The following is a 13,788-nucleotide window of genomic DNA, read 5'->3' on the forward strand; positions in this document are numbered from 1 at the left end:
CATCTATTAAAAATCCATAGGAATCTTTTCCTAAATCGGTCTGGTCCCCTATCTCTGGACAATATCTTTGTATTTCTCATAAAATCGTACTTTTGCATTAACTTTAATAATTGTTTAAAGCTTAAAGATTACGCCGTAAAAGGTTTGACCTTTACTGTATCATCTATAAATGCTGCATAAAACTTATGCGGTGACATGAATTTTATACTGCCATGTCTCCTGCGCTCGTTATAGTATTTCATGTAGTCTGTTACTACGGAATAGACATGCATAAAACTTTCAAACTCGTTTTGACTGTAGCATTCATCCTCTAGAATTGAATGAAAAGATTCTATGTGAGCATTCATGTTTGGAGTTTTTACAGGAATTCTCTCATGTACGACGCCTAATTCCTTTACTGTTTCTTCAAAAAGATTGGAAGTAAATTGCGGACCGTTATCCGTTCTTATTTTAGGAAGTATCATACCTTTTGCCAAATTTCTTTTAGATAGTGAATTTTTAAGTACTCTTGCTGCATCTTTTGATTTGCAAGATAGTCCCAAATGATAATCAATTATTGAGCGGTCAAATACATCTATTAAAGACAGCTGAAAGAAGAATTGATCGGTTCCTGTAATATAGCCGTATTTTACATCCATCTCCCAAAGCTGATTAGATCCTGTTATAGTATCTTGCCTTGCTAAATGTTTTGGATGCTTTCTATGTATTGTTCGCTGGGGCTTTAGTATATTTAGCTCTTTACAAAGCCTATAAACCTTTTTACGGTTTATTAGCAAGTTATACTCTTCTTTGAGGCAAATAGTAAGCTTATTGTATCCATAGGGGAAACCGTCACCACATATTAGTTCGTTCAGCCATTCTTTGATTTGTTCATCAGATATCTTTTCACCGGTTTTGGTTAAAGAGTATCCCGGACTTTCCTTCCTCCTACATTTTTGCAAGGAACAGATGAATTATTTTCTTCTTGTTTGCTTTTTTCTCTTGATAAATTAGCATAATATGTGGATGAAGATAGCCCGACAAAGTTCAGTATAAGGGATGCCTTATAGCCTTTACTGATCCACTTTTTAGCTATTGCAACTTTGTCGGCTACTGAGGGTTTATCCTATCCCTCAAATCTCTCAATACTGCAAGCTCAAGTTCTTTTTCACCTAATAGTTTCTTAAGTGTATTGTTTTCTTTGCTTATAGCTTCTAATCTGTTCTCTACCTCACGGATACGTTTTTCTTCGCTTTTCGGCAATGGAGTAATTGAGCCTCTTTTTTGAGCTTTCCTAATCCAATTATGAATAGTATTTGATGAAATATCGTGTCTGCGAGCTACTAGGGCTACGTTTCCCACTTCCTGGCATTCTTTAATTATTTGCTCTTTAAATTCTTCTGTGTATTGTTTTCTTGTCATTTAAGTTAACCCCCTGTTTTTATACTATCATATACAAAGATTTTCTCCAAGTTGGTTAGGGGGCTATAGAGAAATCACCTAAATCTATATTTGAAGTAACTCCTAGTATATAGGATAAATGTATGTCTGAAGCTAAAACTCCTACTAGTTTGTTATTTTTTTCAAGAGCTCTAGATATAGTAATTGTAACATCTCCTGTTTTAGCGTCTATATAAGGAGAAGATATTACTACATCATCTGATCCTTTAGCATTTATATACCAATCTCTTTCAGTAGGTTTATAATCATCTGGAGGTATCCAACCGCCTCCTGATATTAAAGAATCATCGGGCAATCCAACATAGTATTCATTGCCTTCATTGATTTCTCCTTGACCACTTAAATAACCATATACATAATCAAATTCAAAATCGTCATTATATAAAAGAGCATCTGCTATTTCTTTTAAGGAATTTTTTTGTATGCTTAACCATTTATCCAATTCCTTTGCAGTAATTTTAGCTGAATTTCTTGCATTCTCTTCTGTTTCATTTAGAAGCTCTCCTGCTAAAAATTTATAATTTATTAGTGTTGCTGAACAAATACTTACTATACATAAAATACATGTAAATAAAATTATTTTCGTTTTGATTTTCATATAAATTGCCTCCTCTATGTTTATCGTATTGTCAAATATAAAGATATATTTACAGAGAGTTTAATTTTAATTTAAATGATTTTCACCTGATAGACCTAAAATTGATATTAATAAGGCTCATAATTCTCTTACTACTAAATATCACCTCCTATGGATTGCTTTGTTGTTTTCATGCAACTTACAAGTAAGCTAGCAGTTATGATAAGAATAACTATTAAAATTTTTGCCCAAACCAGATACCTCCTAAACTTTATTTTTTTCCTCTAAAATTCGGGCGGTGCCAAGCACCTTTGTGAAGGAAGATCTTTTTCTCCCCCAAGTTTGCTAATTAATTAACTTTCATAGGTAAATTATAACATATTTTTGATAAGATTTAATATTCAGCTTGCAATCGTGGATTTAATTTGTAGGACGTTTTGAGGCTAAACGTGGGAGGATAGAGGATATAGGACTGGCTGTAGAATTAAGATTCTCTAGCAAATCCGCGAACAGAAAAAAGACACCTCGCAAGTATCTCTACCTATGAGGTGTCTGTGTTTTTTAGCTCAAACCCGCTTGTTGCCGTGCCCGTCCGTTTTCGACAAAATTCGGGCGGTGCCAGGCATCTTCGTCAATTTATCAGTGCTTTTACTATCTCTTGCTGATTGCCTGTATCACCGATAAATTGGGTTTCATAGACAACATCGTTTTGTTTCCATATATAATTCTGGGTCTTAGTTATGCCTTTTGATATTATATTGGGGTTTGTGATATCTAGTTCATATTTTAAGACTTTAATGTCATTAATCATTATAGAAACAACATCTATCTTCTTTTCGGCAACATTATTTTTTACTTTTGCATCTATAATAGGGTCTTTGTAATATTCCAAGCTTATATAGCCATTTTGAATCATGTCATCATATTTTGAGGTGTCGTTTGTCTGGTATAAAGATATTTCTTGTATGGAGTCTTTATCTTTTAATTGAAAAATTGTCTCCATTTTAATCATTTCAACTAGCTTATTATCGTGTAGAGTTTCGCTAAAAGGACGGATGAGCGAAGAAACTGGAACAAATCCGCCGGGCAAGTTTAGTGGAAATTTAGGGGCAAATCCCAGTATTTCTCGGGCCGCTTCTAGGTCTTTATTACTGTAAATTTCCAAAAACCTATCATAATCCCTTGATTTATATTCAATATTTTGTATGTCTTTAGGGAATTTAAGGGATGAGAGAAGTATCTTTATATCATCTCTTGGAATTTCGCTAAGGGAAAAACCTTCGAAATCGCCATTTTTACGATAATATGGTATGCTATACCATATATTTCCATCTTGCCATATAAAGTATTTTTCAACTATTTTAGTAATAGGTCTAACTTTTATACGTCCTGTATCATGTTTTCTGTAATCTTCTAAGTCTTCTTCCTTTATATCCCAGTCTTTGCTTACTGTTAAACAAGTTCCCTGTATATTTGAAATGTTCATGGGTTCTTCACTAAACTTTATATTGGGCTTAATAGTCCTTTCATTAATAACTTTTTCATTGGCATCTGAATGCATTTCCTTCAAATATTTTATCATATCATTGTTAGAAACTAAGATGGATACACCAATTTGCTTATCAACGTCAACTTTAGTAAAATCTACACTGGCTAATCCTTTCTCTTCATAAAAAAATATTTTGTCAAATTCATAATCTGTAGGCATCTTGTCAGGCACCTTAAAGTCAAAATCAATAAAATCCATGGCTCTATCTAAAGTGGAAAAAACTTTTTCGGCCTCATCAAAGCTAAATTGCTCTGTTTCCGTATTTTTTTCCGGCTTTAAAGTTGTGTTGGTACCAGTTTCTGCATTTGTAAGGGTGCAGCAGCCAAGAACTATGAAAAATATCAGGGCAATAGCCGATAGTTTATATGAACCCTTTTTAAACATGTTTATCATGATAATTCTCCTCTCAATTTGCTCTTTGCCTTCATAAAAATATGCATAGAGCATTTTATTGTGCTGTGGTCTTGATATTAAGCTAGAGAGTTTTATTATTGTCCTGCCGTAATGGGTGAATTCATTTTCTTCTAGGTTTTCAAGTACATACATATCGCATGCGCACTCTATGTCAGCTCTCATTTTTTTCATGGCAAACCATACAATGGGGTTAAACCAGTGCAGCATTATGGCTAGCGTTGAAAGTAGATTGCATAATAGGTCTTTTCTTTTGTAATGGCTGAGTTCATGTAGGAGTATGTGTGAAAGTTCTTTGTCGTCAATTTTGTTTAAGATATGTTTAGGTAGGTATATTCTTGGTTTTAATATGCCGAAGATAAAGGGGCTGCAAAAGCCTTTACCACAGAAAAGCTCAATTTGCGTGTTTATTGCCAGCTTTTTTTTGCAATTATTTAGTATATCTAAGTATTTGGATGGGTTATTTTTTCGAAGGTTTTTGTGTCTTTCTTAAATCTTATTGCTGCAGTTAATAAAAATGCAGCCATTGTTAGAAAACCGATAAGCCATGCACAGCTGCTTAAGCCAATGATGTTTTCAAACTTATTTGTTTCATTTTTATTTAAAATTGATTTCTTTGGTTTTAGTAGGTCATCTTCTAAGAAATTGTTGTCTTGGTGTCCTTGTTTATTGATATTAGTTAGATCTGGCTTTGCTTTATTTATTGCCATGTCTATTTGCCTTTTAGTAAAGGGTTCCGTTTCTTTTGTGCTGGGTATTAGTGTCTCAAGTGATATGCTGTCTTTGCTGCCTGGCAAAAGGTTGAATATGCTTAGGTTGCTTTCAGGGGCAAAAGGCATCAATAGTCTTATTAATACAAGAAGCCATAAAATGTGATGAAATCTAGGTGTAAGTTTATCTTTAAATATTTTCCCGATAAAAAGAATGAGTAAGGCTATTGTTGTTGATGTCAAAGACGCATATAAAACCCTCAAGAATATTTTCTTTAATACAATAATCATTTTTAAAAACCCTCATTAATTAAATTTTCTATGGTTTTTTTTTAGATGCTTTTTTCTGTTCTAGAATATTTTCTAGATGTTTGATTTCCTTTTCTGTCAGTTCCTCTTGTTCTAGGAACTTTGAAAAAAGCATACCCACAGCACCATCATATACCCTGTGCAGAAAGGTTTTGTTTTCTGCTTTGATGTATTCATCACGAGATACTGCCGGATAGTAGATATAATTCCTTCCGGATTTTTTATGAGTTATAGCTTGCTTTTTAAGAAGTCTGTTTAAAAAGGTTTTTACAGTTTGGTCTGACCAGTTTATCTCTTCTGGCAGTAATGCGATGATTTCACTGGCTAATAACGGACTCTTTTCCCACAATATCTTCATGACCACAAGCTCTGATTCGGTTATATTAGGGATATTTTTCATGTAACCACCCCTGTTGTTTTTATTTACAGCTGTAAACGATGAAACTATGTATAGTTTACATGTGTAAATGATATTTGTCAAGTGCTATTTTGAGCCTTAAATAAAAAAAGACAAGGAATCGCTCTCTTCCGAACTATACCATTGATTTTCTTCTGCTATGGTTTAATATATCTGTTTCATCATCAGATTCAAGAATTAATGTTTGGTAAGTCCCTTTATTTTTATATCTATATTTATTAAGCATCCTTTCTTTTACAAATTTAAACATTTTATATCCATATACTATTCTTACACCTATGTAGGAAAATACAATCCCGGCTTGTATACCTATTAGCATCCCGAATACAATATAAAATAAACTTGATCTCGAAACATTCTTTTAATGTCTCTATTTGATATCCCAATGTCTCTCAATATTCCAATTTTTTTATTCTGTCAACTAATATAATGTTGTAGATATTGTATATAATATTGAAAAGATTAGCATAACCGCTAATCCTGCATGGTTTTCGTTAAAAAATACTCCGGTATTGGCTGTCCTCACTTATCTTAGCTTCTGCTGAAGAATGACTGTATCTTTTTCACAACATTACTAAATTTAAATTGAATCTCTTTAGCATTAATAGCACAAAATATACTATTTTCATGTATAATAAAAAAGCCCTAACCCCATTAAAACAGGGGTTTAGAACCTCCCTGCATGCCTAAATTGGTATCCGTTCATATCAAAGGTATTCTTCATCAAAATAAACATAAGTCCTACATTTATCTCGTTTCTCATATCTGAAATAGCATTCTTGGAGTTCCTATTTAAAGGTTTGAAAATCAAAATTTTTATTGACCGGGACAATTGTTCCATCTTCTTTAGTTCCAGATAAAAGTAGGCATAAAAAACACCTGATTGCAAGGTACCTGCTTAAGTTTAAGTATGCAGTTCTATTCCTAAGCCAACCGATAACTTATCGTTCTTTGCTTTCCCAATACTTCTTTGCATTATCATATATCTCATCTAAAGACATACCCTCAAAGATTCCATCTTCTAGTTTTAAATAATCTTCTTTGCTTATGCCCTCAGCATAGCGTATAAACCTTAAAAATCCAGAATATCCTAATTCCTTTATCAACGCCCTAGAACCTTTTTCTATTATTTCTCTATCTGTAAATTTACTTTTCTCATTCAATAACATCAATATCCATCTCCGTTTATAACAAATTTATCATCATATGTTATAAAGTATTCACAATTCCCATAGACAGCTGATGCAAGATGTAATGCGTCTTTATCTTTACAGTATCTAACAGATTTTTTACTTTGATAACTCTTCAAAAGCCTTCCTGCACTTAGATAGTATCTTTTTAGCTACTCTATCTACTTCCTCATCGCTTACTGTCTGCATACCTTCTGATTTGTCTTTTGTCGCCCTGATATATTTTTCCTTTAAGCCTTCAAAGACATCCTTCGCATCTAACAATAGTTCTGTGCTTTCAAGCTGTTTTCCTGCTTCAGCGAGCTTCGAACAAAGGTCTTCCTTAGCTAGTTTTTTCGTATCAGTATCCGAATTTATATTATTTTTCTTAGCCATAAATCTTCACCTGTCTTTAAAATTAAGATATCTTTTAATGGCATCGTTTAAGACGGCAGCTGCGATTTCTAATAATATCACAAATTGTCCTCTCCTTAGCGGTTATGTTGTATTGTTTTCCCTGCGAAGATTTCCAAGTATCAGTTTCATCACTTTAATGGTTTCTGAAATACCGCCGCTCTCGTTTTTCATGTAATAGTGGGCTTCCTCTCTTTTCTCATACATATTGGCCACACAGTAAAGAACAGCTTGCCTTAATACTGCCGGTGTTCCTTCAAATTCAGATAAGGGGTACCTCAAGATATCTTCGCAAATTTCCTGGGCAGTAAGAATTAAATTAGTGATGAGTGCATCTTCTTCATCACCATCTATTCTTAAATACAGTTTTGTTTCTTCCAAAGTTACCACCATACACTCATCACCCCTTTATTTGTTAACCTGATTCCATCAGCCCTGCTGCTTTTAGCTCTGTTCCCTGGAAGGTTAGCTTGCTGTAGAGAATCTCATTAGCAAAACCTGGCTCCACTGCTCTCCTGCACTAACCCATGTCTCGGCGTCCATCATTTTAGCGATTTGTGTTCGCTTAAGACCCGTCTTGGCTTCAAAGGCATTGATGATGGCTTCCTTGACTTCCGAGAGCATCTCGATGCCTTTTTGCATGTCGGCTTCCTCACCCCAAACAAAGGTAACCGGGTTGTGAATCATCAGCATGGCTGTAGGTAACATAAGCACATCACCCCCTGCCATCCCGGATAATCTGGGCGTAGGGCCGAAAAAGAAGGCATAGGTGCTCTGCTAGAAGCTGTTTTCAGGAGCGGCTCTGGACTTAAATAAGTTCGACAGGATAGGTATTTTCATACAAGAGTTCTCACTCCCTTAAAAATAGGCATGAAAAAAGCGCCTCCATCGAGATGCCATTATGGATTACTCAACAATTTTTGTGTTTGACAATTGTAAATCTATATTACGGCCGCCATACATTATTCTTACTATTGCAACCGTCTTTTCTTCTTCAATTACTATATAAAATACAAGATAGCTATCCACTGTAAGGACTCTCAAGCCCTTACTGTGCCATGGTTCATCTTGGTAGAGTTTATGCCGCAAGGGCAATTCATCCAGGCCTTTAATTGCATTCATAATTCTATCGATTTGCTTTTTCGCAGTTTCTGGCATTAATAAATTCATTGCAACATACCTGTAAACATTTACAAGATCCCACTCTGATTCTTCGGTATAAATAATTTTATAACTCATGCCCATATTCCCTATTGATGCGCTCGGCTACCTTCTCCGCAGATACAACTCTGCCTGCCCTTAAATCATTAAACCCTTTTTCAATTTCATTATTAAACTCTTCAGGTGTTAAATCCTCAACTGCAAGAGGTCTGTTATGTGTAATTTTAACTTCAAATGGTAGTCCGTTTTGCAAAATAACCTGTCTTAAAAAAATATTAATAGCATTTGACATAGGTATGCCAAGTTTATTTAACACCTTTTCTGCTTGTTCTTTTATTTCCGGCTCGACACGAGCAAAAACACTTGTGGTTTTCGACATGCATATCGCCTCCTTCTTGTTATTTATATTTTACCATTTTGTATTGCGATATGCAATATATCAGCAGTCTAACTTCATCGGCACACATAAATATCAAGATTAAATCCCCACCGGGATGATATCGTCAAGGAAATATTCTCGCAACTGTTATAAAGCTGCTGCGTTCATTATTATTAGCCCAATGACTTAAAAGCATCAATGATTAATTCTGCGTGTTTTTCCCTATTAATATCTTTAAGACCTTATGGTCTTTTAGAAACAACTATTCAATCTTCTGTGAGTAAGCAACTTCTTCTTGGTTTATTATATATCCTCTAAAACTAATCATAAAATCAGAATTTGTTCCGTGCCTAAATAGTCTACCCGGCAAAGAACACAAAAGAAGGAACACAAAAGAACCGTCCCCTTGTGTTGCGCTGGTCTTTGTTTTTTAAAGGAATATCCAAAAATATGGAGAATATATATTTAAGATGTTTATAGATATTCTTTCGTCAAAAAAACGGTTGATTTCGTTTAATAAAAAAGGAGGGATGTCGAATTTTTAAGATTTAATAGTTTTACATTAATATTGCAAAAAATTAAGAATTGAGACTGGATAGCTGCAGTTAGGTTGAAAATCTATTGTGTGTATTATTTTTAGAAATATCAGAAAGGAGCGATAAATTCAAATGACTGTAAAACTTACAAGATTTTTTGCTATGGTTTTGATTCTCTTGATCGGTTTAACGGGGTTTTCAGGCACAGCTCAGGCACAAACAGATATAATAGATGACAAATCATCAGTTCCTATAGAAAAAATAGAACTTGAAATCGTCCTTAAAATCGACGATAACCAAGCCTTTATAAATGGGATGCCTATGCTCTTAGATGTTCCTGCTATGTTGCATAAGGATCGCACCCTTGTGCCGATTCGGTTTATTGCTGAGGCTATGGGGGCAAATGTAGAGTATGAGCACAGTGAGCAGAAAGTTACTATAAGCAGTAAAGAAGAAAGAGAACTTGAAATCGTCCTTAAAATTGGCGATAACCAAGCCTTTGTAAATGGGGTGCCTATGTTCTTAGATGTTCCTGCTATCTTGCATAAGGATCGCACCCTTGTGCCGATTCGGTTTATTGCTGAAGCTATGGGGGCAAATGTAGAGTATGAGCACAGTGAGCAGAAAGTTACTATCCAATTAACTTCGCGATCTCCTTTTGCTGATAACATCAGCAAGATGGAAGATGCAAATAAAGTCTTTCGAGCTGAAACTAAAAAAATCATGCATGAGGTAGCCCGGCAAGAAAAAATTGAGCTTGCTGATATAGGACCTATCAATGTTGTAGCTTTAAATAATCCTGATGCCAAAATTATCAGCACTGCCGTCGAAGGCGTAGATACTTTAACTATTGAGCAATTAGCAAAGGGATCTGACGTTCTATTTACTTTTGTGCAGCTGCCTGATGGTTCTGAGATTCCTTCCGGATTTTACGTTATTCATGTTTTAGGCGATCCAAAGGCCAATAAATGGACAGCTCAGTTTAGGAATTTAGATGGTAAAGTAGTTCTTGAAACCTCGGCTGAAGTAGAGTCGCGAGCCTCTGCTGAATCTGGCAAGGCAGCCGCGCCTGCTGGCGTAAAAACCGATATAAGCATAACAATATCTGGCTCATCGGTAGAATTTAACTTTGAAGGGGAATGGTCAATTTTTATAAAAACTCTCCTTAAAATAGGTCAAAATGGTTCTGACTCCACACCTTTGCCAGATGCAGGAGAAAGGATTGTAAAAGCAGCAGAAGACTTCGCTTTTACTATAAATGATTCTCTTGTGCAGGCATCTAAAGAAACTGGAAAAGATATGTTAGATGGGTGGATGTCTATTTCTGGAGGAGATGATGAGCTATTTGCAGCTTTTACAGCCTATGAAGACGTGACAAAGCTTACTATGGAGCAACTTGCAGAAGGTCAAGATATTCTATTTGGCTATTTCCGCACTCCGGAAGATTCTAAGCTTTTGGCCGACTTTTATAATATTCGCATTGTGGAGGAATCCGGTCGCTGGGTTGGGCAATTTATAGATCATAAGGGGAAGGTGATATATCAGGGGTTAGCTGATGTTAAAGAGGGTGAACTTCAGCTAAAGAAAAAAGTAGAATTATCCGCTGAATTAGAATCCGGCGAAGGAACAACCACTTTTACTGGAGATGTTCATATTGGAAAACTAAATATCGAATTTACAATTAAGTGGGTAAGAAAACCCAAACCATAAAAAAATACTATATGTCCTAGCTATATCTTGCCTTAATTTAAAAATCAACCAAGAATTATGTATTAAAATACACCCCTGTGAAAGAAAATAATACTTTCTCAGGGGTGTATTAGTTTAAATTAAATTTAGTAACCCACATTTCGCATCTTAACCCATGACTATTTTCAATTATTATTCTCTATAAAAAAATGGGTTTGGCCTCACTATAGTGTAAATTTCCGGTCCAAAGCCGATTAAACGAAGTAAAAAAATGACTCTTTCCTCTGTGTTAGCTGGTAGATGTGCCATCAGAAAAAAAGGAAAGTGCAAGAAGCATTACATAGGTCAATATTTCTATCCTACTAGGCTTCTTTTTAAAAATTTCATTTGGAAATACGGTATCCTTTAAAAACCCAAAAGAAATTTCTACAGAATTTTTGTTTTTGTACTCTCTTAAAATATCTACAGGAGTCTTATTAAAGTAGTTGGTAATTAAGGCAAAAAGTTGGCTTTGTCTATAGCCTTTTGCTTTTTGCACTTAAAAGACCGCTTTTGAAAACGAAAGCGGATTATTAGATGCAGAACTTAAAAACAGGCTTTATATGGTATTTTCTTCCCATCTCTTATTAGAAAAACCTCATCATCCGAGCCTGCATACTCAACGAACCTTTTTACTCCTACATCTACATATTTTTCGTCCAGTTCGATAGCGTAGCAGATACGATCTAGCTGCTCACAAGCAATTCCTGTTGAAAAGCTACCAGAGAAAGGGTCGAGAACAATGCCGTTGGGAGCGCTGCTATTTTGTATGGGATATGCACACAGGGCCACCGGTGAAATTGACATTATATGGGGGATCTGTCACCACCAGATTTGCCTTTTTACCGTCCATCAACTTTTCATAGGTTTTGGCTTTGGTGCTGTCCCCGCATATGAGCCTATGCCTTCCCAAAAGCCAAAGATCCCCTTACTTGCTAATCGTGGGTTCTTTTAAGGCCTCATCTACATCAAAGTCGTCTTCTTTAACATCCTTATCATGGACTTTAGAAAATAAATCCTCTATTTCAGCGGCACCAAAGCCGGTTAAGGTGATGTCAAATATTCCGTTATCTTGTTCGCCGGCTTAATCTGATCTATGGAAATGCGCCGAATATCCACGTTTTATCACTCCTTAATCTATTGAGTTTTCTTTGTTTCTTTGTTATAATAATTGTAAAGATAAAGGATTTGTGTATTATATTTATGAATTTGGCATATACTACAAAGGAGGTTTAAGTTATGTCTGCAAATGCTGCAGAGCGTGATATTATGGATCGTAAAATAATCAGCGTTTCAAAGAAACGTCAGATTACCATACCTTTACAATTCTATAAACACCTTGGGCTCGAGAATGAAGTTGAATGTTTCCTTGAAGATGGTAGAATTGTTATTCAACCGCTTCATAGGGAACCTAGTGAATTTTCCGTTGAGATTCTAAAAGACTTAGTTTCCCAGGGTTACTCTGGTGATGAATTAGTAAAGCAGTTTGAAGTGCAAAGTAAAAATATCAAAAGAGCTGTTACCAATATGCTTGAAGAAGCAGATGCCATTGCAGCCGGTGAAAAAGAAGCGGCAAATTTTGATGACATTTTTGGCTCAGAGGACTGATTATGTACGAAATATTATTCAGTTCCCAAGCTGAGCGTTTCTTTAAAAAGATAAAGGAAAAGCCCTTAAAAGAAGCCTATAAAACGGCTCTACTAAAATTAAGTAAAAACCCTTATATCGGTCAGCCAAAACGTGGTGACCTAACCGGTATTTATGGCTTTGATGTGAACTATAACGGTATTAATTATGAAGTTGCTTATACAATCAGCGAAGTTGACGGTAAAAAGATTGTAGTGCTTCTTGCCGGAACCCGTGAAAACTTTTATGAACAGCTAAAAAGATATATTAAATAGCTCTCTAAAAGAGGGCTATTTTGCTTTATACCCCCGCCCTTGAATTTTGCGAATTCTTGCGCGATACCCCGCCGCCGTTCCAGGCACACCTGGCTTTAGAAAATTAGACCCCCCTCATAACCCTCTAACGTGCATATAAAACTATTTACTGCATATACTACTTTTTGAAAGTTATCGCAATGCTAATATCACTACATTAGCTTTACAGTGCAAGGGATATCTGCTATAATATTTATATAAACTATGAAAAGGAGGCGATCCCCTTGGCCAAAAAAACATCTAGTGTTAGCTTTAGAATCGATGCCGATATTAAAAAACAGGCGGATGAACTATTTGCAAAGCTTGGACTCAATATGACTACAGCCTTCAATATTTTTCTACGCCAATCAATAAGAGAAGGCCGTATTCCCTTTGATATCACTCTAAATACCCCTAATGCTGTGACAGTCGCCGCTCTACTTGAAGCAGAGCAAATTGCTAATAACTCAGATGCTAAACGTTATTCTGATGTCGAGGAAGCGCTGCGGGAGTTAAAATCATGAGCCGCCAGATTTTATGGACAACACAATTTAAAGATGTTAATAATTTAATTCTTGTTTTAGCCTTGCCTCTACCTGGTGCATAAGGTGCACTATTATCTGTAACCATACACAGCACCCTTCTTGCCCCAGCGTCCCTCTCCGGCAGTCTTGCGGTCATGGCAGGACTTGCAAAGGGATTGTATATTGTTCTCATCCCAGAACAGTTCCAGCCTACCTTCGTGGGGGATGATATGGTCCACCACTGTTGCCGGGGTAAAGCGTCCTCTTCGTTCGCACTCCACACACAGTGGATGCTTCAACAGATGCCGCTTTCTTAATCGCTGCCAGCGGCTGTTGTTGTAGAGCTTCTTGTAAGGTCTATTGGTTCTGTTGTACTCCCTATCTGTTTTCTTTTGATGCGCCGGGCAATACCTATCCTCGGTTAGTTCTGGACAACCGGGATAGCGGCAGGGCATCTTTGGTTTTCTGGGCATTCCCATTCACCTTCTTTCACCACAGGCACACCCTGACCACGATATCCGAGTATGCTTGTCGCCATCGGCAG

General features: G+C 36.0%; 14 protein-coding genes and 3 pseudogenes. 4 read left to right on the top strand and 13 right to left on the bottom strand.

Features of this window, described 5'->3' with window-relative positions; translation table 11 throughout:
• Positions 1-128: 128 nt before the first annotated feature.
• The 10 genes and pseudogenes from TEPIRE1_RS11845 to TEPIRE1_RS11910 all read right to left on the bottom strand — a co-directional run bounded on the left by TEPIRE1_RS11845 (position 129) and on the right by TEPIRE1_RS11910 (position 8,537).
• Positions 129-1,401: pseudogene (locus tag TEPIRE1_RS11845) on the bottom strand (IS3 family transposase).
• A gap of 55 nt (positions 1,402-1,456) precedes the next feature.
• Complete coding sequence (locus tag TEPIRE1_RS11855; protein WP_023211628.1) at positions 1,457-2,038, bottom strand: cache domain-containing protein; 582 nt, start codon at positions 2,036-2,038, stop codon at positions 1,457-1,459.
• 610 nt (positions 2,039-2,648) lie between these two features.
• Positions 2,649-4,978, bottom strand: a pseudogene (locus tag TEPIRE1_RS11860) (M56 family metallopeptidase).
• Positions 4,979-5,006: 28 nt separating this feature from the next.
• The gene (locus TEPIRE1_RS11870; protein ID WP_015295906.1) at positions 5,007-5,396 is read right to left on the bottom strand and encodes a BlaI/MecI/CopY family transcriptional regulator; all 390 of its coding nucleotides are present in this window, start codon (positions 5,394-5,396) and stop codon (positions 5,007-5,009) included.
• Positions 5,397-6,355: 959 nt separating this feature from the next.
• On the bottom strand, positions 6,356-6,583 hold the full coding sequence (locus TEPIRE1_RS11885; RefSeq protein WP_013779405.1) for a hypothetical protein: 228 nt from the start codon (positions 6,581-6,583) through the stop codon (positions 6,356-6,358).
• 120 nt (positions 6,584-6,703) lie between these two features.
• Positions 6,704-6,979, bottom strand: a complete 276-nt coding sequence (locus tag TEPIRE1_RS11890; protein ID WP_013779407.1) for a hypothetical protein — start codon at positions 6,977-6,979, stop codon at positions 6,704-6,706.
• Positions 6,980-7,081: 102 nt separating this feature from the next.
• Positions 7,082-7,390 carry a head-tail connector protein gene (locus TEPIRE1_RS11895; protein WP_015295909.1) on the bottom strand — a complete coding sequence of 103 codons (309 nt, stop codon included), beginning with the start codon at positions 7,388-7,390 and terminating at the stop codon, positions 7,082-7,084.
• Between the two features lie 72 nt (positions 7,391-7,462).
• A complete protein-coding gene (locus TEPIRE1_RS11900) occupies positions 7,463-7,705 on the bottom strand; it encodes an ATP-dependent Clp protease proteolytic subunit (RefSeq protein ID WP_015295910.1) in 243 nt (80 codons plus the stop codon).
• A 198-nt stretch (positions 7,706-7,903) separates the two neighbouring features.
• Entirely contained in the window at positions 7,904-8,236 is a 333-nt protein-coding gene (locus TEPIRE1_RS11905) for a type II toxin-antitoxin system RelE/ParE family toxin (protein ID WP_013779409.1), read from the bottom strand.
• Complete coding sequence (locus TEPIRE1_RS11910) at positions 8,226-8,537, bottom strand: type II toxin-antitoxin system RelB/DinJ family antitoxin (RefSeq protein WP_013779410.1); 312 nt, start codon at positions 8,535-8,537, stop codon at positions 8,226-8,228. The genes TEPIRE1_RS11905 and TEPIRE1_RS11910 overlap by 11 nt, the downstream gene beginning before the upstream one ends.
• A 668-nt stretch (positions 8,538-9,205) precedes the next feature.
• Between TEPIRE1_RS11910 and TEPIRE1_RS11915 the strand changes: the two genes are divergently transcribed.
• Positions 9,206-10,783, top strand: coding sequence for a copper amine oxidase N-terminal domain-containing protein (locus TEPIRE1_RS11915; protein ID WP_013779411.1), 1,578 nt, complete (start codon positions 9,206-9,208; stop codon positions 10,781-10,783).
• 268 nt (positions 10,784-11,051) lie between these two features.
• Here TEPIRE1_RS11915 and TEPIRE1_RS11920 read toward each other — a convergent pair whose 3' ends face one another.
• Positions 11,052-11,300: a hypothetical protein gene (locus TEPIRE1_RS11920; protein WP_023211631.1), complete on the bottom strand. Its 249-nt coding sequence runs from the start codon at positions 11,298-11,300 to the stop codon at positions 11,052-11,054.
• 47 nt (positions 11,301-11,347) lie between these two features.
• Positions 11,348-11,861: pseudogene (locus TEPIRE1_RS14535) on the bottom strand (DNA methyltransferase); the annotation flags it as partial.
• 179 nt (positions 11,862-12,040) lie between these two features.
• On the opposite strand from TEPIRE1_RS14535, the gene TEPIRE1_RS11930 reads away from it, so the two are divergent.
• The 3 genes from TEPIRE1_RS11930 (at position 12,041) to TEPIRE1_RS11940 (ending at position 13,244) form a co-directional block, all read left to right on the top strand.
• Complete coding sequence (locus TEPIRE1_RS11930) at positions 12,041-12,409, top strand: AbrB/MazE/SpoVT family DNA-binding domain-containing protein (protein WP_013779412.1); 369 nt, start codon at positions 12,041-12,043, stop codon at positions 12,407-12,409.
• Positions 12,410-12,411: 2 nt separating this feature from the next.
• Complete coding sequence (locus tag TEPIRE1_RS11935) at positions 12,412-12,702, top strand: type II toxin-antitoxin system RelE/ParE family toxin (protein WP_013779413.1); 291 nt, start codon at positions 12,412-12,414, stop codon at positions 12,700-12,702.
• 263 nt (positions 12,703-12,965) lie between these two features.
• A complete protein-coding gene (locus TEPIRE1_RS11940) occupies positions 12,966-13,244 on the top strand; it encodes a type II toxin-antitoxin system RelB/DinJ family antitoxin (protein WP_013779414.1) in 279 nt (92 codons plus the stop codon).
• Positions 13,245-13,336: 92 nt separating this feature from the next.
• Here the strand turns inward: TEPIRE1_RS11940 and TEPIRE1_RS11945 are convergent, their stop codons facing one another.
• Entirely contained in the window at positions 13,337-13,717 is a 381-nt protein-coding gene (locus tag TEPIRE1_RS11945) for an HNH endonuclease signature motif containing protein (protein WP_013779415.1), read from the bottom strand.
• Positions 13,718-13,788 lie beyond the last annotated feature (71 nt).

This window comes from Tepidanaerobacter acetatoxydans Re1 (assembly GCF_000328765.2).
Classification (GTDB): domain Bacteria; phylum Bacillota; class Thermosediminibacteria; order Thermosediminibacterales; family Tepidanaerobacteraceae; genus Tepidanaerobacter; species Tepidanaerobacter acetatoxydans.

Coding starts and splice junctions, on each gene's coding strand:
- TEPIRE1_RS11855 (WP_023211628.1), bottom strand. CDS start 2,038: ATGAAAATCAAAACGAAAATAATTTTATTTACATGTATTTTATGTATA.
- TEPIRE1_RS11870 (WP_015295906.1), bottom strand. CDS start 5,396: ATGAAAAATATCCCTAATATAACCGAATCAGAGCTTGTGGTCATGAAG.
- TEPIRE1_RS11885 (WP_013779405.1), bottom strand. CDS start 6,583: ATGTTATTGAATGAGAAAAGTAAATTTACAGATAGAGAAATAATAGAA.
- TEPIRE1_RS11890 (WP_013779407.1), bottom strand. CDS start 6,979: ATGGCTAAGAAAAATAATATAAATTCGGATACTGATACGAAAAAACTA.
- TEPIRE1_RS11895 (WP_015295909.1), bottom strand. CDS start 7,390: ATGGTGGTAACTTTGGAAGAAACAAAACTGTATTTAAGAATAGATGGT.
- TEPIRE1_RS11900 (WP_015295910.1), bottom strand. CDS start 7,705: ATGTTACCTACAGCCATGCTGATGATTCACAACCCGGTTACCTTTGTT.
- TEPIRE1_RS11905 (WP_013779409.1), bottom strand. CDS start 8,236: ATGAGTTATAAAATTATTTATACCGAAGAATCAGAGTGGGATCTTGTA.
- TEPIRE1_RS11910 (WP_013779410.1), bottom strand. CDS start 8,537: ATGTCGAAAACCACAAGTGTTTTTGCTCGTGTCGAGCCGGAAATAAAA.
- TEPIRE1_RS11915 (WP_013779411.1), top strand. CDS start 9,206: ATGACTGTAAAACTTACAAGATTTTTTGCTATGGTTTTGATTCTCTTG.
- TEPIRE1_RS11930 (WP_013779412.1), top strand. CDS start 12,041: ATGTCTGCAAATGCTGCAGAGCGTGATATTATGGATCGTAAAATAATC.
- TEPIRE1_RS11935 (WP_013779413.1), top strand. CDS start 12,412: ATGTACGAAATATTATTCAGTTCCCAAGCTGAGCGTTTCTTTAAAAAG.
- TEPIRE1_RS11945 (WP_013779415.1), bottom strand. CDS start 13,717: ATGCCCAGAAAACCAAAGATGCCCTGCCGCTATCCCGGTTGTCCAGAA.